The organism is Pseudomonas sp. TAE6080, assembly GCF_018732265.1.
Taxonomy (GTDB): Bacteria; Pseudomonadota; Gammaproteobacteria; order Pseudomonadales; family Pseudomonadaceae; genus Aquipseudomonas; species Aquipseudomonas brenneri.
On sequence record NZ_JAHIDY010000001.1, the window covers coordinates 344,023 to 365,769 of the forward strand.

The window sequence follows — 21,747 nt, forward strand, 5'->3', positions numbered from 1 at the left end:
ATATATACGTTTTGTGGTGGCCGCCCTGGCCGTTGAAGCCGCAATCAACCTTGAAGGGAGATACCCCATGGCTAAAGACATCCTCTGTGCATTTGGCGTCGACGTCGACGCGGTCGCCGGCTGGCTCGGTTCCTATGGCGGCGAAGACTCCCCGGACGATATTTCCCGTGGCCTGTTCGCCGGTGAAATCGGCGCGCCGCGCCTGCTCAAGTTGTTCGAGCGCTATGGTCTGCGCACCACCTGGTTTATCCCTGGCCACTCGATGGAAACCTTTCCCGAGCAGATGAAGGCGGTGGCCGACGCCGGCCACGAAATCGGTGTGCATGGCTACAGCCATGAAAACCCCATCGCCATGACGGCCGAGCAGGAAGAAATCGTCCTCGACAAGTCCATCGAACTGATCACCCAGGTCACCGGCAAGCGCCCCACCGGCTACGTCGCGCCCTGGTGGGAGTTCAGCAAGGTCACCAATGAGTTGCTGCTGAAAAAAGGCATCAAGTACGACCACAGCCTGATGCACAACGACTTCCATCCCTACTACGTGCGCAAGGGCGATACCTGGACCAAGATCGACTACAGCCAGCACCCCGATACCTGGATGAAACCCCTGGTACGCGGCGAAGAAACCGACCTGGTGGAGATCCCGGCCAACTGGTACCTCGACGACCTGCCGCCGATGATGTTCATCAAGAAAGCCCCCAACAGCCACGGCTTCGTCAACCCGCGTCACCTGGAAGAAATGTGGCGCGACCAGTTCGACTGGGTCTACCGCGAGCACGAACACGCGGTGTTCACCATGACCATCCACCCCGACGTGTCCGGTCGCCCGCAAGTGCTGTTGATGCTGGAACGCTTGATCGAACACATCCAGGGCCATGCCGGTGTGCGCTTCGTCACCTTCGACGAGATCGCCGACGACTTTATCCGCCGCCAACCCCGTACCTGACCTGGCCCCCCTGTAGGCGCGAGCTTGCTCGCGAAAATCGCTGACGATGACGCGGGCATCCTGGATGTACGCGGCGCACTTGGGTTTTTCGCGAGCAAGCTCGCTCCTACAGGGGGCCCCATGCGTACCTGACCCTTTGCCCCCATCGAGGCGCGATCCATGTCTATCTATAACAAGCTCGACCTGACTGGCTGGAAACCCCGGCAACTGACGTCCAAGGAGGTGCGTTTCGCCACCTGGATTGCGTTTTTTGCCTGGGTGTTTGCGGTGTATGACTTCATCCTGTTCGGCACGTTGCTGCCGGAGATCGGCCGGCATTTCGGCTGGGGTGAGGTGGAGCAAGCCGAGATTGCGACCTGGGTGGCGGTGGGGACTGCCGTGGTGGCGCTGGCCATCGGCCCGCTGGTGGACAAGCTGGGACGGCGCACCGGGATTATCTTCACCGTCGCCGGCTCCGCCGTGTGCTCGGCCCTGACGGCCATTGGCGGCGCGTGGGGCAAGTCACCGTTGATCTTTATCCGTTCCCTGGGTGGCCTGGGCTATGCCGAGGAAACGGTCAACGCTACCTATTTGAGCGAGCTGTACGCCGCTTCCGACGACCCGAAACTGGCCAAGCGCCGTGGCTTTATCTACAGCCTGGTACAAGGCGGCTGGCCGGTGGGCGCGCTGATCGCAGCGGGCCTGACGGCGCTGTTGTTGCCGATCATTGGCTGGCAGGGCTGCTTCATCTTCGCGGCCATCCCGGCCATCGTGATTGCGATCATGGCGCGCAAGCTCAAGGAGAGCCCGCAGTTCCAGATCCACCAGCGCATCACCCAACTGCGTAAAAGCGGCGCGGTGAGCGAGGCGCAGAACGTCGCCCTGACCTACGGCGTGGACTACGACGAACACAGCAAGGCCGGCCTCAAGGCGGCGTTCCGTGGCCCGGCACGCCGGGCGACCCTGGTGATTGGCGCGGCGATCCTGCTCAACTGGGCGGCGATCCAGGTGTTCAGCGTGCTTGGCACCTCGGTGATCATCAGCGTGCACCACATCTCGTTCGAGAACTCGCTGATCATCCTTGTGCTGTCCAACCTGGTCGGCTACTGCGGCTACCTGACCCACGGCTGGCTGGGCGACAAGATCGGTCGGCGCAACGTGATCGGCCTGGGCTGGATGCTTGGCGGCCTGGCGTTCGCCGGCATGCTTTATGGGCCGAGCAATATGCCCATGGTGGTCGGGCTGTACAGCCTGGGCCTGTTCTTCCTGATCGGCCCGTACTCGGCGGCGCTGTTTTTCATCAGTGAAAGTTTCCCTACCAGCATCCGTGCCACCGGCGGCGCGATCATCCATGCCATGGGCCCGATTGGCGCCGTGGTCGCCGGCTTTGGCGCGACCCAGGTGTTGTCTGCCGGCAGTGATTGGCAGACCGCCGCCCTGTATTTCGGTGCGCTGCCGTGCTTCCTCTCCGGCGCGCTGATGTTTGCCGCACGCCACGTGCGTCCGGAAACTGTCCAGTAAGGAGTGTATTGATGAGCCGTAAAGTTGCCTTGATTACCGGTGCCGCCAGCGGCATCGGCCAAGCCCTCGCCGTGGCCTATGCGCGCAGCGGCGTGGCGGTGGTAGGCGGGTATTACCCGGCCGATCCCCATGACCCACAAACCACCGCAGACCTGGTGCAAGCGGCCGCTGGTGAATGCCTGATGTTGCCGCTGGACGTGGGGGATACCACCTCTGTGGATAACCTGGCGGCGCAGGCGATCCAGCATTTTGGCCGCCTCGACTATGCCGTGGCCAACGCCGGCCTGTTGCGCCGCGCGCCATTGCTGGAGATGACGGACGAGCTGTGGAACGAGATGCTCAACGTCGACCTGACGGGGGTGATGCGCACCTTCCGCGCGGCGACCCGGCAGATGAAAGAGGGTGGGGCGCTGGTGGCGATCTCGTCGATTGCCGGTGGCGTGTACGGCTGGCAGGAGCACGCGCATTACGCGGCGGCCAAGGCGGGCGTACCGGGTTTGTGTCGCTCGCTGGCGGTGGAACTGGCGCCGCTGGGGATCCGTTGCAACGCAGTGATCCCGGGGTTGATCGAGACGCCGCAGTCGCTGGATGCAAAGAACTCCCTCGGCCCCGAAGGCCTGGCGAAAGCCGCGCGGGCGATCCCGCTGGGCCGGGTTGGGCGGGCGGATGAGGTGGCATCGCTGGTGCAGTTCTTGACCAGCGATGCCTCCAGCTACTTGACCGGGCAGAGCATCGTCATCGATGGCGGCCTGACCGTACGCTGGCCCGATTAACCCTATGGGACGCTCACCCGTCTCAGGAACAGGAGAACCTATATGCCTCAACTCAGCAACCGCCGCGCTGTGATCACCGGCGCCGGCAGCGGTATCGGTGCTGCCATCGCCCGCGCCTACGCCATTGAAGGCGCACGCCTGCTGCTGGCCGACCGCGACGCCGCGAGCCTGGCCGAAACCGCCATCACCTGTCGCAACCTTGGTGCCGAGGTGTTTGAGTGCATCGCCGATGTCGGCACCGTCGAAGGCGCCCAGGCCAGTGTGGACAGTTGCGTCGCCCGTTTCGGCGGCATCGACATCCTGGTCAACAACGCCGGCATGCTGACCCAGGCGCGCTGTGTCGACCTGTCCATCGAGATGTGGAACGACATGCTGCGCGTGGACCTGACCAGCGTGTTTATCGCCAGCCAGCGCGCCTTGCCCCATATGCTCGCCCAGCGTTGGGGGCGGATTATCAACGTCGCTTCGCAACTGGGGATCAAGGGCGGCGCCGAACTCACCCACTACGCGGCGGCCAAGGCCGGGGTGATCGGCTTTACCAAATCCCTGGCCCTGGAAGTGGCCAAGGACAACGTACTGGTCAACGCCATCGCCCCCGGCCCGATTGAAACGCCGCTGGTGGGCGGCATCAGTGACACCTGGAAGCGCGCCAAGGCCGCCGAGTTGCCCCTGGGGCGCTTCGGCCTGGCCGATGAAGTGGCGCCCACGGCGGTGCTGCTGGCCAGTGAGCCGGGCGGCAACCTGTTTGTTGGCCAGACACTGGGGCCGAACTCCGGCGATGTCATGCCATGAGCGGAGCTTAAGCATGTGCGGACTCTGTGGACTGCTGGGCGAAGACCTGCACTGGAGCGATCCTTTGGGCGACGAGCTGCCACGGCGCCGCGAACGCCTGCGCCGGATTGCCGCGATCAACCAGGTGCTGGCGGTGTTCCGGCTCAAGGTCGAAGACTTCCAGGGCGCCTCTTACCTGCTGCTCGGCGCCACCGGCAAGCAGGAACTGGCCAGCGGCCTGGATCAGCTATGGCGTGCCGCAGAAAGCATGCTGGGGCGCCCGCTGGATCCTCTGGACCCAACCTTGCTCAACCATCTGGAAGTTGCCCCGGACCGCCTTTGAATGTGGGGTATGAATATGAGTATTGCGCTGAATGTGATCACCGGCTTCCTCGGCAGCGGCAAGACCACCTTGCTCAAGCGCCTGTTGCAAGGCGAAAGCCTCGGTGACACGGCGCTGCTGATCAATGAATTTGGCGATGTCGGCATCGACCATCTACTGGTCGAAGAAGTGGCACCCGACACGGTATTGCTGCCCAGCGGTTGCATCTGCTGTTCCATCCGTGGCGAATTGAAAGACGCACTACTGGGCCTGCTGCAACGCCGCGAACGTGGTGAAATCCCGGCCTTCAAGCGGGTGATCCTGGAAACCACCGGCCTGGCCGACCCGGCGCCGATCCTCGCGACCTTGAACAATGATGTGCAACTGCGCGGGCGTTTTCATATCGGCCTGGTGGTGACCCTGGTCGATGCCAGCCACGCCGCCCTGCAAGAGCGCCTGCACCCGGAGTGGCTGGCCCAGGTGGCGGCGGCCGATCGCTTGCTGTTGAGCAAGACCGACCTGGTGGATCACTGCGATGACTTGCGCCAACACCTGGCCGCGCTGAACGCCGGTACGCCGATCCTCAACACGAATGAGGTTCACAGTGGCGACCAATTGTTGCTGGGTGAAGGTCTGCGCAGCACCACGCCAGCGCTGGAAGTGGGGCGCTGGAAATTGCATCAGGCCTCTTCCACACCCTCGACCCACGGCGCGGCGCAAGTGTGTTGTCTGACCTTCGACCAGCCCCTGGACTGGGTGGGCTTCGGGGTCTGGTTATCGATGCTGTTAAGATGCCACGGCGAACGCATTCTTCGCGTCAAAGGACTGCTCAACGTGAACGCCAGCTCAGCCCCCATCGTCATTCATGGCGTGCAGCATTGCCTGCATGCCCCGGTTCATTTGCCTGCATGGCCGGGCACGGAGCGTCAGTCGCGCCTGGTGTTTATCTTGCGCGGCCTTGACCCGGCGTTGTTGCGCCGCTCCTTTGATGTGTTCTGCCGCAGGTTCGCCCCATGATTACCCTAAGAGTGCTGGGCACCTCGGTGACCCTGTTGGAATGTTTGCGCGTGCGCGCCGAACAGGAACTGGGCATTCGCCTGGTGTATCAGGTCCACGATGTCGAGCAGGCGCAGCGCATCGCGGTGATGCAGCCGGACAGCTATGACCTCTATGACCAGTGGTTTCACAACGTCGACTTTGTGTGGCCGGCACGGGCGATCCAGCCAATCGACACCCGGCGCATCGCCCTGTGGCACGAGATCAACGACCTGCCCAAGCGCGGGCGCCTGAGTGCCGATGATCGCCTGGGCGGCGGCAGCGTGCCCAGCGAACGCCTGTTCGTGCAGCACGATGGCAGCCTCGGCAGCACTGTCAGCGAGCGCATCAGCATGTTGCCCTTGACCCACAACGCCGACAGTTTTGCCTATCGTCCCGAGCGCTTGCCCGAGGGCTTTTGCCGCAGCAATGAAAGCTGGGGCTGGCTTTTGGACCCGGCCTTGCGCGCACGCACCGCGCTGCAAAGCGACGCGGCCATCGGCGCCCTGGATGCGGCGCTGGCGGTACAGGGTGCAGGGCTGGCCGACTTCAATGACATCGGCAATATGAGCATCGAAGAGATCGATGTGCTGGCCGACATTCTCGTGCGCAAGCAGAAGGAAGGCCATTTCGCCGCGTTCTGGTCCGACGACGAGGAAGCGGCGCAATTGATGCTCAGCCCCAGCATCGATATCCAGAGCCTGTGGTCGCCGACCTTGATGCGCTTGCATCGGGCCGGGGTCAAATACCGTCTGGCAGTGCCCCGTGAAGGCTATCGCGCCTGGTTCGGCGGTTTGTCGCTGTCGCGCCATGCCCAAGGCCCGGTACTGGATGCCGCCTATGCCTACCTCAACTGGTGGCTGTCGGGTTGGCCCGGTGCGGTGATGGCCCGCCAGGGTTACTACATCGGCAACCCGGCGCGCAGCCGCGACCACCTGAGCAGCGCCGAGTGGGACTATTGGTACGCAGGAAAACCCGCCCGCGAAGAGTTGCTGGGCAGCGATGGCCTGCCACTGATCGACGTCGGCGAAGTACGCGATGGCGGCTCCTACGAGCAGCGCATGGGGCATATCGCGGTGTGGAATTCGGTGATGGACGAGCACAACTACCTGGTGCGCCGCTGGGGCGATTTCATGCGGGCCCGCTACCGTTTAGGCGGTGATTTGTCGTCAAAATAATGTCAGCGACCCTCCCGCATTTATTAGGTTTTACTTCTGCCCGGTGAAGACTAATCTGGATGTCCAAATGCCCTGAATGAAAGGGCATTTTTTTGACGCAGGGTTTGTAGTCGCGAGGGATGCGTATGACAAAAGGACGCTTGAGCTGGGGTGGGCGAACGCTGCCAGAGGGCAAGCGGATTGGCTGGCGCTACGCCTTCCAGACGCGCCTGGCTGGGGTGTTGGCGTTACTGCTGCTGGTTGTGGTGGGCGCGGTGTATTTCGCCGTCCAGGGCGCCACCACCCGGGCGGTGGAAAACCAGGCCCAGGTGCAGCTGGAAACCGGCAGCCGGGTGTTCGAGCGTTTGCTGGACCTGCGCGGGCGGCGCCTGCAATACGGCCTGGACTGGCTGACGGTGGACGCGCAGTTCCGCCGGGCCGTTACCGCTGGCCAGCCGTCACAGATTATTGCCGCCTTGCAGCGCCATGGCACAGGGGTCCGCAGCAGCGAGGTGTTTGTGTTGGGACTCGACGGGCAGGTCATCGTCAGTACCCTGGCTGGCGTTCCCCGCCAGCAAGTTTTCCCCTACGCCCATGCACTGCGCCAGGCCCGGCGCAATTCCCTGCAAATTCTGATCGTCGCCCTGGCTGGCCGGCCGTTCTTGCTGGTCGAGGAAGAGGTCCTCAATCCGTTACCTGTGGCCCGGGTGGTCATGGGTTTTTCCATGGATGAGACGTTTGCCAGCGAATTGCGCTCCCTGAGCAACCTGGAAGTGTCCTTCATGAGCCTGGACAACGGTGAGCCGGGTACCTTGTTCAGCACCCAGCCCGCCGAGGATCGCCCGGCCATCATCCAGGTGCTGCAAGACTCAAGCAGCACCGCGCAGGGGCAGATGATCAAGTTTCGCGGCCAGCGTTTTCTCAGCCAGGTGGTGCCCCTGGCCAACAGCGGGGAGGGTGGGCAAGTCATGGCCTTGCTGCAAAGCCCGCTGGACCACGCCCTGCAATCCTTCGCGCCGCTGGACCGGCAATTTCTCGGCATCGCCCTGGCCGCATTGCTGGTGTCGTTGGTGGGCGCGCTGTTGATGGCGCGTCGGGTGTCGCGCCCGCTCAATGCCCTGGTGCAGGCGGCCGAGCGGATTGGCGCCGGTGATTACCGCACACCGGTGGCGGTGCGTGGCAAGGATGAGTTTGGCCTGCTGGCCCGCGCCTTCAACGCAATGCAGAGCGGCATCGCCGTGCGCGAGCGGCAACTGGCCCATAACGCCTTGCATGATGCCCTGACCGGCCTGCCCAACCGCGCCCTGGCCATGGAGCGCCTGGGCAGCGCAATCAGCGCGCGGCGCCCGGTGGTGTTGCTGTACCTGGGGATTGAAAACTACCGGGTGATCAACGAAGGCTTTGGCCCGCAAGGCGTTGAAGAAATGCTCCGCGAAGCCAGCCGCTGCCTGCTGTCGAGCCTGGCCGCTGGCGACACGGCGGCCCGTATCACGGGCAGCGAGTTCCTGGTGCTGCTGGAAAATACCCGAATTGACAGCGCGGTGGCCCGCGCCGACCGCTTGTACGCGCTGCTGACCGAACCGCAGCGGGTCGGCGGTGATGAGCTGCGGCACGAAGTGAGCATGGGCATTGCGACCTACCCTGAAGATGGCCGGCAGGTCGAAGAACTGATCAGTCGCGCGGCCATTGCACGCCACGATGCCGCCGCGCTGCCCGGCTATCTGCAGATCTATCAACAGGACCGAGACCTCGCCCATCAACGCCAGATCAGCCTGATCCGCGACCTGCGCCGCGCCGCCATCGAGGGTGAGTTATTCCTGTGTTATCAACCCAAGCTCGACCTGCGCCATGGCTACGTGCGCCAGGCCGAAGCGCTGTTGCGCTGGCAACACCCGACCCTGGGGCTGGTATCGCCCGCCGAATTCATTCCCCTGGCCGAACGCTCCGGCAGCATGTCCAGCCTGACCCATTGGGTGATCGAAGAGGCCATCCGCCAATTGGCAGAGTGGAGCGTGCGTGGGTTGGAGGTGCAGCTGTCGGTGAATATTTCGGTGGATGACCTGGGCGACGAAGGGCTGGCGCCACGGGTGACCGAGTTGCTGGAGATACACGGGGTGCTGGCCGGGCAATTGATCTTCGAAATCACCGAAAGCGCAATCATGCACAACCCGGAACAGGCCTTGCGCATCCTTGAACAACTGCGCGGGTGTGGCATCAGCCTGTCGGTGGACGACTTCGGCACCGGCTACTCATCCCTGGCCCAGTTGCAGCGCCTGCCGGTGCAGGAACTGAAGATCGACCAGTCGTTTGTGCGCAACCTCGACAGCACCAGCGGCGATGCCGTGATCGTGCGTTCGACCATCGAGATGAGCCACAATCTGGGACTCAAAGTGGTGGCCGAAGGGGTGGAGTTCGAGCCGAGCCTGAGGCTGCTCAAACAGTGGAATTGCGACACGGCCCAGGGCTACCTGATCAGCCGGCCGTTGAATGCCATGGCGTTTGAAATGTGGATGCGCCGCTCCCACAGCACGGTCTGACTGATTCAACACAACTTCATGTGGGGACTGGCTTGTGTGGGAGCGGGCTTGCCCGCGATGGTCGTTAACGATGACGTTGGGTAACTGACACCCTGCGGCGCTCTTACAGGCGCCATCGCGGGCAAGCCCGCTCCCACAGGTATGGCAGCTGCGCACTTTGATTTTACTGTTGTCTCTGCTTTTGATTTTGATCTGGCTTTTGATCTCAGGCGCCCCGTCAAACCACGCTGGCCTGCGGAGCTACATCCCTTGTAGGCGCTGGCTTGCCAGCGATGGCGTCAGTAAGAGCGCCGCAGGGTGTCAGAGACCCAACGTCATCGTTAACGACCATCGCCGGCAAGCCGGCTCCTACAGTTGGACGGTATTTCAAATAAAAAGCCCCGGGAGTCCGGGGCTTTTTTACTGCTGGCTGGCTTAGTCGGCCAGCTTGAACGCCATCACATAGTCACCCTGCTTGGTCCCCAGGGAACCATGACCGCCCGCCACGACCAGCACGTATTGCTTGCCGTCCTTGCCGGTGTAGGTCATCGGGGTGGTCTGTGCGCCTGCAGGCAGGCGACCTTCCCACAATTGCTTGCCGTTTTTCACGTCATAGGCACGCAGGTACTGGTCGAGGGTCCCGCTGAGGAAGGACACGCCACCGGCGGTGGTGAAGGTCCCGCCCAGGCTTGGCACGCCCATGCTCAGGGGGATGGGGACCGGCGAGCTGTCACGCACGGTGCCGTTCTTGTGCATCCAGATGGTCTGGTTGTTGGTCAAGTCCACTGCGGCCACATAACCCCAGGCCGGAGCCTGGCACGGCAGGCCCATGGGCGAGAGCATCGCTTCCAGGACCACACCATAAGGGGTGCCTTTGTTCGGCTGCACGCCTTCGGTCTCGCTGACGCGCGGGCCCATGGCGGCGATTTTTTCCGCCGGGATCATGGTCGATTTGAACGCCATGTAGCTCGGGTTGACGAACGCGATCTGGCGCACCGGGTCAACCGAGATGCCGCCCCAGTCGAACACGCCGAAGTTGCCTGGGTAGACGATCGAGCCTTGCAGCGATGGCGGGGTGAACGGGCCGTCGTAGCGCAGGGACTTGAAGTCGATCCGGCACAGCAGTTGGTCGAACGGAGTCACACCCCACATGTCACGTTCCTTGAGGGGCGGTGGCATGAAGTTGAGGTCGGACTTGGGCTGGGTTGGCGAGGTGTGATCACCGGCCACCGCGCCTTGCGGCACAGGGATTTCGTTGATCGGCACAACAGGCTCGCCGGTCGCACGGTCCAGCACGTAGATGCTGCCTTGCTTGGTCGAAGTCATCACCGCTTGCTTCACGCCGGCTGCGGTCTTGATGTCGATCAGGCTTGGCTGGCCGCCTACGTCCATGTCCCACAGGTCATGGTGGGTGAACTGGTAGTGCCAGCGCACTTTACCGGTGTCGATATCCAGCGCTGTCAGGCCGGCAGCGTGCAGCTCCGAGGCAGGCGTGCGGTAGCCACCGAACTGGTCCGGGGTCTGGTTGCCCATCGGCAGGTAGAGCATGCCGAGTTTTTCATCGACGGCGAACATGGACCACATGTTCGGCGAGTTGCGGGTGTAGGTCTTGCCCTCGGCAATCGGCGTGGTGTCGTCCGGGTTGCCGCTGTCCCAGTTCCATACCAGTTTGCCGGTGTGTACGTCGAACGCACGGATCACGCCGCTTGGCTCGTCGGTGGAGACGTTATCGGTGACGTGACCACCAATCACCACCAGGTTCTGGGTGACGGCGGGCGGCGAGGTGGAGTAGTAGCCACCTGGGGCGAAGGCGCCGATATTGGCACCCAGGTCGATCTGGCCTTTGTCGCCGAAGTCTTCGCACATCTTGCCGGTGTCGGCGTTCAGGGCGATCAGGCGGGTGTCGGCGGTCGGCAGGAAGATCCGGCGCGGGCAGGCGTTGGCAGCCGGCGCAGCGGCGTCAGTGGCCGGGCTTTGCGCGGTGGCGGCATAGGCGGCGTCATCGTGATAGGTCACGCCACGACAGGTCATGTGCGCCCAACCCTTGAAGTTCGCGGCTTTTTGCGTCGAGAGCTTAGGGTCGAAACGCCAGATTTCCTTGCCGGTGTCCGGATCAAGGGCAATCACCTGGCTGTGCGGCGTACACACGTAGAGCATGCCGTTGACTTTCAGCGGGGTGTTTTCCGCGGTGGTTTCACCGGGGTCGCCCGGGCCAGGCAGGTCGCCGGTGCGATAGGTCCAGGCCGGCACCAGTTTGTGCGCGTTCTCAGGGGTGATCTGCGCCAGGGGCGAGTAACGATCACCGAAGGCCGAGCGGCCATAGGAGTTCCAGTCGCCATCGGCCTGGGCCGGGGCGGCATTGGTCATGCCCGGTACCGCATCGCGGTCCAGTTGGCCCTTGATTTCACCGGGGTTGGTGAACTGGCTGGCCACGGCTGTGGCGCCGGCCAAGACCACGGCCACGCTCAGTGCGCCAGTGCCCAGCGGGGCAGGTTGGCCACGCAGCAAGGGGCGGCGGAACCACGGCAGCAGCATGACGATGCCCAGGCCGAACAACAGGGCCAGGCGCGGCACCAACTGCCACCAGTCCAGGCCGACTTCCCACAGGGCCCACACGGTACTGGCGAACAGCACCACCGCGTACAAGCCCAGCGCCGCGCGGCGCGTGGCCAGCAGCAGGAGGCCGGTCAGGGTGATGCCGATACCGGCCAGCAGGTAGTACAGCGACCCGCCGAGCATGCTCAGCTTGATGCCCCCGGCCAACAAGGCCAGGCCCATGATCAGCAGCAAGATCCCCAGCAGCCTGGGCAGCAGGCGGCTTGGACTTGAAGCACCATCAGTGCTCATAGTGTGATTCTCCGTGACGTTTAAGGTAGTCCCGCGCTTGTTCACTGTAGATGACGTTTGCGCGCAGGCTTGGTTCAGGGCTAATTGCGTTTATTCAGATTTAGAAGGACGCTTGCAGCTTGATCCCGCCGACCAGCGCGTCATCCACCTGGGCGACGGCCCCCGGATGACGGATGTACTGCAGGTTCGGGCGCACCGTCAGCCAGTGGCTGACGTGCACGCCGTAATAGAGTTCGGCGCTGTACTCGGTGTCTTGCACCGGCAGGTAGGCGGCGTCGTCAAAATCGTAGACCGCGCGGGCCTGGTTGCTGGCCTGGGCGTTCTTGCGGTACGCCGGGTTGACGTGGACGCGGGCTACGGCAAAGCCGATATCGTCCTTGGCGCGGGCATCGAACGGGCCTTTGTAGACCACACCGGCCTGGACATAGTTATCCACAGCGTTGGTTTTCTTATCGTGCATCGTCGCGTTGGCGAACACGCTCAAGCCCCGGGTGTTGTCGCTGGCCAGGCTGCTGACTTGCTGCTGCACGCCCAGCCAGATGCCGCGCTTGCTGGAGGCGCTGCGATAGGCCTCGCCACTGAGGGCCGCGGGTTGGTCGTTGCGGTCCTTGTACACATCGCTGGCCTTGGCGCTGCTGTAGTAATACCCAGCACGGTATTCGCCCGGCAGGCCGTGGACCTTTGGCGTCCATACCAGCTCCACCGGCAACAGGGCGCCCTGGGTACCGCTGCCGCTGAGCTTGAAGCCATTGCCGCGATCGAGGTTGGACGGGTTCTGCTCATAGGCGCCGATTTGCGCGTACAACTCGGGCGTCAGGTGGTATTTGACCCGCAGCGCCCATTGGCTTACCGGCCAGTTGTACCAGATGCCACCGACCCAGTTGCCCACCTGTGAGCCGCAGAACGCCAGGTTCTGGAAGTCGCAGGGGAAGCTGTTGAAGTCTTCGCCTTCGCCAAAACGCCCCGCCTTGATATCGAGTTTCTGGTCAAAGAACTTCTGCTGGTACCACATCTGCGTCAGGCGCCAGGTCTGGCCACGGCCCCAGACCTCCTGGGACGAGGTAAAGCCGCCGACCCGCGGATCGTTGATGCGATCGTTAGTGATGTTGTTGCCACTGCGCTCGGTGATCGTCAGTTGGAACTCGGCATCCTGCCAGCCGAAAATCTTCTGCAGGTCCAGGTGGCTGCCGAAGGCCCATTGATCGCTGTAGCGCGCAGTACGGTCGTGGTTCGAGCCGCCGTGCAGGTTACTGCCCATCTCGCCGGTGTAGTCGATCTTGAAGTCGTAGCCTTGCTCGGACAGCGCTGTCCGGGAACCGCCGAAATCACCCAGCATCCACGGGGACTCACGGTCAAAGGCCGGCGCGGCCTGGGCGCAGGTGATCAGGCACAAAGGCAGCAGTGCAGCGCACAGGCGCAGTGTTGGGAAAGCAGGCATAGGCAAGGGCAGGTCTTAATAGTTTTTGGTTTTGGGTACGCAAACGGCAGCCGGGGGTGGGCGTTCGTCAGGTTTGGCTGAAAGGTGAAACGTTTCAGGTTGTTGCAGACAAGGATAAAGCGCTGGCTCGGGGAGAGAAAGCGCTAATCGCAAGATGGATTCTTTCGGATTTGGTAACAGTCGGTGCAGACACCGCAAAACTAATGTGGGAGCAGGCAAGCCAGCTCCCACAGGTTGTAGGTCAGTGTCTGTTAGAAGGTCGTGCGCAAGCCCACCTGCACACTGCGCCCCGGAGCTGGCGCAATATCGCGCAGGATCGAGCTGGCATAACGCACGGTCTGGTTGGTCAGGTTCTCGCCATTGACGAACGCCAGCCATTGGCTGCCACCCAGGTTGAAGCGATAACCGGCGCTGGCGCCCAAGGTGGTGTAGCCGTCGGTCCCGCTTTCGTTGCGCGGTACACGGCCCTGGCCGGCAGCGTGCTCGACATCAATGCGCGCCTGCCAGCGGTCCAGTTCCCACAACAAACCGCTGTTCAAGCGCAGTGGGGCGATGCGCGGCAAGGCTTCGCCGGTATCCAGGTTGGTGGCGCGGGTGTAGTCGCCCGACAGTTCCAGGGCGAATTTGCCGTAGGCGCCTTCGCCGAGTTTCCAGCGGTCCTGGGCTTCGAAGCCGACGAAACGTGCGCGCACGCCCGAGTAGGTGTACTCCGGGATGCCATCGGCGTCTTCTTCGCCCTCGTCATTCAAGGTGCGGCCGCTGTTCAGCAGGCCGATGTAATTGGAAAAATGGCTGTAGAACACGCCGAAGCTGCCCTTGTGGGTGCCATTGTCAAAGCGCAGGGCCAGGTCGCTGGCTACCGCTTTTTCCTTCGACAGCTTGGCATCGCCCACTTCATAGGTGCCGGTGGCGACATGGGCGCCGTTGGCATACAGCTCGTAGAAGGTCGGTGCGCGCTCGGTGTAGCCCAGGGTCGCGGCCAGCGACCAGATGGGCGTCAGCGTATACACCGCGCCCGACGACAGGCTGCCGGCGGTGAAACTGCTGGAACTGTTGGCCTTGGCGAAACGCTCGTTGCCCTTGCCGTCCGGGTCGACGGTGGTGTGTTCCAGGCGTGCGCCCAGGCTGAGTTTCAGGCGTTCGGTGGCCTGCATTTCTTCGAGGATAAACAGCGCGCCAGCATGGGTATCGGTCTGTGGGACGAAGGCCTCTTCGCCCAATGCGGAGAATTCGCTGCGGCTGACTTGCGCGCCGACAATGCCGTCGAACGGCCCCAAAGGTTGGTGCCGTGCTTCGACACGGGCTTCATAGCCTTTGTTCTTGAAGGTGGTACCGGTTTCGCCGCCTTCGATTTCGCGGTGTTCGTAATCGGTGTAGCCGGCATCGAGTTTCACCGAAGTAAACGGGCCTTGCAGGTTACGGATCTCGGACGCGAAGGCGTAGTGCTCCTGCTGCATGCGGATGCGCACGTCCTGTTCGGCGGGCGAGCCGTAGTTGCTGTCGGAGTTGCTGTAGGACAGCCCGGCGTAACCATCGTCCCACGTGTAGGAGCTGCCCACCGCGCCGCTGTCCTGGCGCCCGTTGCTGTTGCCCAGGCGGCCATTTTTACCAGGACCATTTTCGCTTTCCGGGGCATGGCGGCTGCGGGCAAAGCCTGGGATTTTCAGGTCGTTGAATTCCCGCGCGCTGGCATCCAGGTGCAGGGCGAAGGTGCCGTTGCCGGCCTCCAGCTTGCCGGCGCTGCTGCGGGTGGTGTCGGCGCCGCCGTAGCGCAGTTCACCGGCACCGTGGATACCTTCGATGGCTTCGGTGGGGATGCGATTGTCGAAGGTGTTGACCACGCCACCGATGGCGCTGCCGCCATACAGCAAGGCGGCCGGGCCACGCACGATCTCGATGCGCTCGACGTTGACCGGGTCCAGCGGCACCGCATGGTCATAGGACAGCGACGAGGCGTCCAGCGCGCCCACGCCATTGCGCAGGATACGAATGCGGTCGCCGTCCTGGCCACGGATGATCGGGCGGCTGGCGCCTGGGCCGAAGTACGACGACGACACGCCAGGCTGTTTGTTCAGGGTCTCACCGAGGCTGCCTTTTTGTTGCAAGGTCAGGTCGTCGCCTTCCAGCACCGTCGTGGGCGAGGCCAGTTGCTGGCTGCCCAAAGGGTTGCCGGTGATAACTTGGGGTTGCAGTTCCAGGGCATGGGCCTGGGAGCCGATCAACAGGGCAGCGGCCAGCGGGGTCAGGCGCCAGAGAGGGGAGAGGGACATCGGGAGGTTCCTTGGTAAAGCAAGAGAGTTGGATATTTATAGTTACAATATAACATCTCTTTTCTGGCCGAGAGGTGGAACTTTCCATAAATCCTGTAGGAGCGAGCTTGCTCGCGAAAAACTTCAGGACACCGCGTTAATCCTGATTCACCGCTTCAGCGTTGACGATTTTCGCGAGCAAGCTCGCTCCTACAGGGGGCGGGGTGGGGCTACAATCACGGCAATGCTTCCACCGGCCCGACACCTCGGCTAAGGTGCGCGGCTTCTTCTTCAACTCTTGGCAAAGGCTTGGCATGACCGCAACGAACAACAACCCACTGCACGGCGTTACCCTGGAGCAGGTGCTCACCGCGCTGGTGGCGCACTACGAATGGGAAGGCCTTGCCGAGCGCATCGACATCCGCTGCTTCAAGAACGACCCGAGCATCAAGTCGAGCCTGACGTTCTTGCGCAAGACGCCGTGGGCGCGGGAGAAGGTCGAAGGGTTGTACGTCAAGCTGATGCGCACCAAACGCCCACTGGAATGAGGGCATATGTTGCAGGGGCAGCGCTGGCCGGTTGGGCAGGCCTGGCGATTCAGCAGTACCTGATTGTCTATTCGCGCTGGATGGCCGATGCCAGCCTGTTAGGTGGCCTGGTGAATTTCTTCAGCTTCTTCACGGTGCTGACCAATACCCTGGCGGCAGTGGTGTTGAGTTATGCACTGGTGAGTCGCCCTTCGGCCGGGCGCCGGTTTTTCCTGCGGCCAGCGGTCAGCAGTGGGATTGCGGTGAGCATTGTTGTGGTAGGCCTGGCGTACAGCTTGCTGCTGCGGCATTTGTGGAGCCCCGAGGGCTGGCAGTTTATCGCTGACGAATTGCTTCACGATCTGATGCCACTGCTGTTCCTGGGCTACTGGTGGTTCTGTGTACCCAAGGGCACCTTGCGCCTCAAGCACATCGGCTACTGGGTGATTTACCCGCTGGTGTACTTCGTTTATGTGCTGCTGCGCGGGCATCTGCTGGGGCAGTACCAATACCCGTTTATTGATGTGGGGACGTTGGGTTATCCACAGGTGTTCATGAATGCCGGGGGGATATTGTTGGGGTTTGTGTGTGTGGCGTTGGCGCTAGTAGGGCTAGACAAGATCCTGAAGCGGGCAGCGTAAAACTGTGGGAGCGAGCAAGCCCGCTCCCACAGGGTCTTATTCTTCGCTGCTGCCTTCGGCACGCCAGTAACCCACGGCCTTGACGAACTCATCGTTGAGTGTGTGCTCATCGAGCAGCACCCGCCGGACCTGGCGTGACAACTTGGTTTCTGTCGCGACCCAGGCATACAACGAACCTTGTGGAACCTGCAGTTCACGCACGGCGCCAAGCAAATCATCCCGGCCCCGCACTACCCAGATCACCTCTACATCCGCCGCACTGTCGAGTGCCTGCTGTTCATGCTCATCGGCAATCTCGATCACCGCCAGCACCTTGCGCCCAGCCGGCAGTTCTTCCAGGCGCCGGGCAATGGCCGGAAGGGCGGTTTCGTCACCGACCAGCAGGTAGCTGTCGAAGATATCCGGCACGATCATCGAACCGCGCGGGCCGGCAATGTGCAGGTGCTGGCCGGGCTTGGCCTGTTCGGCCCAGGTAGAGGCGGGGCCATCGCCGTGCAGGACGAAGTCGATATCCAACTCACCGCTGCCCAAGTCAATACGGCGCGGGGTGTAGTCACGCATCGCCGGTTGCGGTCCCTCGCCCTTGACGCTGAAGGTTGGGCTTTCCAGGGCCGCTTGCTCGGCAGCATTCTGCGCGAACAGCAGCTTGATATGGTCGTCGCTGCCCAGGCTGGCAAACCCGGCCAACTGCTCGCCACCCAGGGTGATGCGGCGCATACGCGGGGTGATGTCGACCACGCGCAGCACCTCCAGGCGCCGGCGTTTGATCTCGTGGGTAACACGGTGAATGACGGGCGTACTCATACGTTTTTCCCCTGTACAGGTTGGACGGCCGGGCCATCCACAATGGCTTGGGCGGTACTGTTGAGCAGCGCCGCGACGCGGGTGATTTCCTCCGGGCTCCAGCGCCCGTGGTGCAACTGCAAGGCATGGCGCAGGTTGTGCACCGCCTCGTGGATTTCGGGTGGCCGGTCATGGCCGCGCAGCGAGCGTTTGCTCACATCAATGCGCATGCGTACGCCGTCCAGGGCAATGGCTTGCTCTCTTAAGAACAGACGTCCGGCGTCGGTGATTGTGTAGCGTTTTTTTCCACCGTCGGCATCGCCGGTGATCAATTCGCTTTCTTCAAGAAAGGTCAGGGTGGGGTAGATCACCCCGGGACTGGGGCTGTAGGCACCGTCGAACAGGCCTTCGATCTGGCGGATCAGGTCGTAGCCGTGGCACGGCTGTTCGGCAATCAGCGCGGGTAGCAGCAACTTCAGGTCGCCAGGGGCAAAGACCCGTGGGCCTCGGCCGCCACGTTCGCGGCCGGGGCGTTTTTCGAAGCCATCGCGGCCATCACCGTGTTCTCGGTGGGAATGAGGGTCTCTCATCGTTATGCTCTCTCTCTCTGTGATTTAGACATAACGTAAGATATATCTTAAGTCCTGAATAGGCTTGCCCGACCAACGGTCGTCAGCAGCAGAACCATGGACGGATTAACAAATAACGTAATGCAACTTTAGGTATTTCGGTTTATGGCCGTTAATTGGAGTAGGTGCTCTAATTTTGCTTCCGGTGTTCGATGGCTTAATTAAAGTTGTGGTATGGTTCTTACGGAATATTCAACTAATAAGTTGTGGTGTTGTTCGTGTAGTCCAAGTCTTACGGATAATATTAAAGTTTTGGCAAAGTGCCATGTTTTTCCTGCAATGCCTTTATTCATAGGCTACGAAGTCGTGGGAAGTGGATTGCATACTTGAATTTTAAGTTGGTGGATTATTACTCGGGTGTTGTGCTGCCCCTTCGCGGGCGGTAACGACTCTCATTGTCAGTTGACAGGTTAAGTCAACTTTCAGTGGTTCAATCCAATGTCCAACATGAAACAGGTATCGACCATGTTCAAGAAGTTTGCGATTGCTGCTCCCCTGGCTGTTATGGCCCTGAGCTCTTCTGTGGCGTTTGCAGCGGGTGAGGCCAACCACACCGTCAACATCAAGGCGACTATCCCAACCACGGTATTCCACGCCCAGCCACGCGATCCCAACTTCGGTCGGGATGAAACCATGAGCTACAACCTGGTGAGCGGTGAACTGGCACCGTTGAGCGCCATCTACGACCTGAAGAACACCAATGGCTCGGTCCACGCTTACATCGAAGGTGGTCCGGCGGTGTTGTTCAACGGTAACGCAGCTCAAAACATCCCACTGACCACCACCCTGCATGGCGTCACCCTGACCGGTACGCCAACCGAAGTGGTGAACGAGGCTGATTCGACCCCAGGCGTCGGGGCGGAATTGCGCATTTCGGCTGCCAAGCCTACGGCCACCCAGCGTGGTGCGTACACCTCAGCTGTGGCGCTGGTATTTGACGCGGTGCTGCCAACACCACGTTGATGGTGTGAGTGCCCGTGGGGCATTTGCGTCCGGGCATTTGCGTTCAGGTCGGCTGATTTTCCCCAGTGGCCGGCCTGGTTTTTCATCTTGTCTCTTGGCCCTCAGAGTATTCCTTTCATGTTCCCGATGATGCCCATCGCGATTGCGCTTGCGCTATTGGTGTGTACGAGTGCCTTGGCCGCGCCGACGTCCGGTGCCGTGACGTCGTCCAGCCTGCTGACCCAAGCCCAGGGTTTGCCTGCCGGGTTCAGTGATCATTTTTTCGAAGTGCCGCTGGCGGTACGGGTTGAACTGGATCAGCAACTGTTGGGTGAGGCGCTGATTGTCTTGTCGCAGGATGAGCGTGTGACGCTGCTGGAGTTTACCGATCCAGGTGACAGCAAGGTGCCCGCCGCGACGCGCGATACCTGGCAGTCGGCGCTGGAAAAGGGTATCGCCCTAGGCCCTTGTACCCAGTCCTGCCCGCAGCAACTGGTATCCATGCACTACAACCTTGAAAACTCCCAGCTGTCGATCATTACCCAAAACGTCGAACACGCCAGCGATGCCCCGCGCTACCACCCACAGCCCGAAGGCGGCAGCCGTGGCTTGATCATCAACAACCAGCTCAACCTCAACGGTGGTCAGGACGAAGAGCTGGGCGGCCGTTACGGTTTGCAGGCCAGCGCCAGCCTGGGCAACTGGACCCAAGTGTTCAACCTGCAACTGGCTCGCCAGAGTGGTGACGAAGAACAACTGCGCCATGCGATCCACGAGCTGTATACCCAGCGTGAACTGGAAGGCCAGTTTCTGCGCCTGGGCCATTTCACCCCCAACTCCGATGGCCTGATGCGTCAGTTACGCAGCTTTGGCACCAGCCCCGACACAGCCCTGGGCGTCATGTACGGCAGTTCTGACAGCCTGGCCATCAACAATGCCAAGGCCAGTGTTTACCCGATCTACGTCACCGCCAATCGCCAGGCCGCCGTGGAGATTTATCGCAATGGCCTGCTGGTTAATACCCAGGCTGTGTCGGCCGGTTTGCAGACATTGGACACGCGCCCCCTGCCTGGCGGTATCTACGAAGTGGAAGTGCGCCTGGTGGAAGACGGCTTGACCGTCAGCACCACCCAGGAACTGGTCTACAAACCCAGCAACTGGCGCAATGTCGATGACCGCTGGCGCTATAACGTATTCGCCGGGCGTGAAACCAAGTTGTTCAGCAACTGGGACGAACAGGCCACCGGTGCCATGACCGCCGGCGCTTCGGTCAACTACCTGGTGCACCCACGGGTGATTCTCGGCCTGTCGGCGCGCGAAGTACGCGAGCAACTGCAATATGGCGGTTCGGTAGACTGGACGGTTGCCAACAACACCAGCCTCTACACCAACGTTTATCAGACCAATGAGCACGGCACCGGGATGGACCTGCAGGGGCTCTATACCTTTGGCGCCACCAACCTGGTCTTCAGCCATAACCGCAGCTGGCTCGATACCCGCGACACCTACGAAACCCTGCCCGACGGAACACGCCTGCGGCGCAATACCTTTGTGGGCCAAACCAGCAACTCGGCGGTCTCGGTCAACCATCGAGTCGATGCGAAAAACTCGTGGAACCTGCGACTGTCCCACAGTGAGGGCAACGCCGAAGGCGCCGGGCTGGACCTGGGCTGGAGCCGCCGCGACACCGTGATGGGCAGCGATGCCAATTGGCGTTTCTCGGTGTTCGATCGTCCCGGTAACTCCGGTACCGATGATCAGCGCAACCGTGGCGTCGATATCAGCTTGAGCCTGGCCTTGGGGAGTGATGGCCGACAGATTTCCGGCAGCATCGGCACCCGTACCTCCCGTGATGGCGGCCGCGACAACAACGCCTCCGTCACCTACCGGCAGGACCTCACCGACCACCTGTTGCAAAGCGTCTCGGTCACGGCGATCACCGACACCTATGGCGCTGGTTTGTCGAGCATGGCCAGTTTCGACACTGACGTTGTCAGCGGTGACGGTTTTGTCCAGCGCAGTTCGTTCAACGGCAACTTCACCGGTGGTTTGAACCTGCACAGCACCTTCGTTGCCGGCGCCGACAAGATGCTGCTGACCAGCCAGTACCAGAGCAACGGCGCGGGCATGATCATCGACGTTGAAACCGATCTGGACAGCATTGCCCTGCGTGCCGATGACTTCAATGGCGGCGGTGCGCTGCTGCGACCGGGGCGCAATTTTGTGCCGGTGTCGGCCTACAAGAGCAGCACCGTCAACTTCGACTTTGAGGGCAACCACCCACCGGCCGCGAACATCCAGCCGGCGCGCACCACTTATCACCTGAACAAGGGCGGGGTGGACTACCGGAAAATCACCGTGATGAAAACCGTCAGCGTGCTCGGGCGCTTGCTCGATGCCCAGGGGCAGCCGCTCAAGGGACACCACGTGATCAACCACGCCAGCCGTGGGGTGAGCGAAGTGGACGGGTTTTTCTCCATGGAAATGAGCGCCAGTTCTCCGACCCTGGAAGTGCGGTATCAGAACCAGTTGCTCTGCCAGTTCCGCTTGGACCCGGCCTCGACCGCCAACGAAAACGACGTGCTGATGATCGGTGACCTGCGCTGCACGCCGGATACTCTGGCTGAAAACACTTCCAGCACACAGAGCGCCGGTTAAGTGCAATGACGAG

The 21,747-nt window shown here is 61.9% G+C and carries 17 protein-coding genes; 12 read left to right on the forward strand and 5 right to left on the reverse strand.

The window, feature by feature from the left end; translation table 11 throughout:
* The first annotated feature begins 67 nt into the window (after window positions 1-67).
* From KL786_RS01620 to KL786_RS01655, 8 genes are all read left to right on the forward strand, one after another.
* Window positions 68-946 (forward strand): polysaccharide deacetylase family protein, encoded by an 879-nt coding sequence (locus KL786_RS01620; protein ID WP_048720291.1) that lies wholly within the window; start codon window positions 68-70, stop codon window positions 944-946.
* Between the two features lie 159 nt (window positions 947-1,105).
* The gene (locus tag KL786_RS01625) at window positions 1,106-2,446 is read left to right on the forward strand and encodes an MFS transporter (protein WP_032859954.1); all 1,341 of its coding nucleotides are present in this window, start codon (window positions 1,106-1,108) and stop codon (window positions 2,444-2,446) included.
* A gap of 11 nt (window positions 2,447-2,457) precedes the next feature.
* A complete protein-coding gene (locus tag KL786_RS01630; protein ID WP_215516509.1) occupies window positions 2,458-3,219 on the forward strand; it encodes an SDR family NAD(P)-dependent oxidoreductase in 762 nt (253 codons plus the stop codon).
* A gap of 42 nt (window positions 3,220-3,261) precedes the next feature.
* Entirely contained in the window at window positions 3,262-4,011 is a 750-nt protein-coding gene (locus tag KL786_RS01635; RefSeq protein WP_032859952.1) for an SDR family NAD(P)-dependent oxidoreductase, read from the forward strand.
* A 13-nt stretch (window positions 4,012-4,024) separates the two neighbouring features.
* Window positions 4,025-4,333: a hypothetical protein gene (locus KL786_RS01640; RefSeq protein ID WP_032859951.1), complete on the forward strand. Its 309-nt coding sequence runs from the start codon at window positions 4,025-4,027 to the stop codon at window positions 4,331-4,333.
* 15 nt (window positions 4,334-4,348) lie between these two features.
* Window positions 4,349-5,329 (forward strand): CobW family GTP-binding protein, encoded by a 981-nt coding sequence (locus tag KL786_RS01645; protein WP_215516510.1) that lies wholly within the window; start codon window positions 4,349-4,351, stop codon window positions 5,327-5,329.
* A complete protein-coding gene (locus tag KL786_RS01650; protein WP_215516511.1) occupies window positions 5,326-6,525 on the forward strand; it encodes an ABC transporter substrate-binding protein in 1,200 nt (399 codons plus the stop codon). The genes KL786_RS01645 and KL786_RS01650 overlap by 4 nt, the downstream gene beginning before the upstream one ends.
* 179 nt (window positions 6,526-6,704) lie before the next feature.
* The gene (locus KL786_RS01655) at window positions 6,705-9,041 is read left to right on the forward strand and encodes a putative bifunctional diguanylate cyclase/phosphodiesterase (protein ID WP_215516617.1); all 2,337 of its coding nucleotides are present in this window, start codon (window positions 6,705-6,707) and stop codon (window positions 9,039-9,041) included.
* A 414-nt stretch (window positions 9,042-9,455) separates the two neighbouring features.
* Here KL786_RS01655 and KL786_RS01660 read toward each other — a convergent pair whose 3' ends face one another.
* The 3 genes from KL786_RS01660 to KL786_RS01670 all read right to left on the reverse strand — a co-directional run bounded on the left by KL786_RS01660 (window position 9,456) and on the right by KL786_RS01670 (window position 15,575).
* Window positions 9,456-11,867 carry a glucose/quinate/shikimate family membrane-bound PQQ-dependent dehydrogenase gene (locus tag KL786_RS01660; RefSeq protein ID WP_032859949.1) on the reverse strand — a complete coding sequence of 804 codons (2,412 nt, stop codon included), beginning with the start codon at window positions 11,865-11,867 and terminating at the stop codon, window positions 9,456-9,458.
* A gap of 100 nt (window positions 11,868-11,967) precedes the next feature.
* A complete protein-coding gene (locus KL786_RS01665) occupies window positions 11,968-13,305 on the reverse strand; it encodes a carbohydrate porin (RefSeq protein ID WP_215516618.1) in 1,338 nt (445 codons plus the stop codon).
* 251 nt (window positions 13,306-13,556) lie between these two features.
* Window positions 13,557-15,575, reverse strand: a complete 2,019-nt coding sequence (locus KL786_RS01670) for a TonB-dependent receptor (RefSeq protein ID WP_215516512.1) — start codon at window positions 15,573-15,575, stop codon at window positions 13,557-13,559.
* Window positions 15,576-15,868: 293 nt separating this feature from the next.
* Here KL786_RS01670 and KL786_RS01675 point away from each other — a divergent pair, with 293 nt between their 5' ends.
* Together KL786_RS01675 and KL786_RS01680 are read left to right on the forward strand one after the other, a co-directional pair.
* Window positions 15,869-16,102, forward strand: coding sequence for a VF530 family protein (locus KL786_RS01675; RefSeq protein ID WP_215516513.1), 234 nt, complete (start codon window positions 15,869-15,871; stop codon window positions 16,100-16,102).
* On the forward strand, window positions 16,099-16,722 hold the full coding sequence (locus tag KL786_RS01680) for a Pr6Pr family membrane protein (protein WP_215516514.1): 624 nt from the start codon (window positions 16,099-16,101) through the stop codon (window positions 16,720-16,722). The genes KL786_RS01675 and KL786_RS01680 overlap by 4 nt, the downstream gene beginning before the upstream one ends.
* 36 nt (window positions 16,723-16,758) lie before the next feature.
* Here KL786_RS01680 and KL786_RS01685 read toward each other — a convergent pair whose 3' ends face one another.
* Window positions 16,759-17,526: a siderophore-interacting protein gene (locus KL786_RS01685; protein WP_065944164.1), complete on the reverse strand. Its 768-nt coding sequence runs from the start codon at window positions 17,524-17,526 to the stop codon at window positions 16,759-16,761.
* Complete coding sequence (locus KL786_RS01690) at window positions 17,523-18,095, reverse strand: PadR family transcriptional regulator (protein WP_215516515.1); 573 nt, start codon at window positions 18,093-18,095, stop codon at window positions 17,523-17,525. The genes KL786_RS01685 and KL786_RS01690 overlap by 4 nt, the downstream gene beginning before the upstream one ends.
* 504 nt (window positions 18,096-18,599) lie before the next feature.
* Here KL786_RS01690 and KL786_RS01695 point away from each other — a divergent pair.
* Together KL786_RS01695 and KL786_RS01700 are read left to right on the forward strand one after the other, a co-directional pair.
* Window positions 18,600-19,097, forward strand: coding sequence for a CS1 type fimbrial major subunit (locus KL786_RS01695; protein ID WP_215516516.1), 498 nt, complete (start codon window positions 18,600-18,602; stop codon window positions 19,095-19,097).
* A gap of 117 nt (window positions 19,098-19,214) precedes the next feature.
* A complete protein-coding gene (locus KL786_RS01700) occupies window positions 19,215-21,734 on the forward strand; it encodes a CS1-pili formation C-terminal domain-containing protein (protein ID WP_215516517.1) in 2,520 nt (839 codons plus the stop codon).
* The last annotated feature ends 13 nt before the right edge of the window (window positions 21,735-21,747 follow it).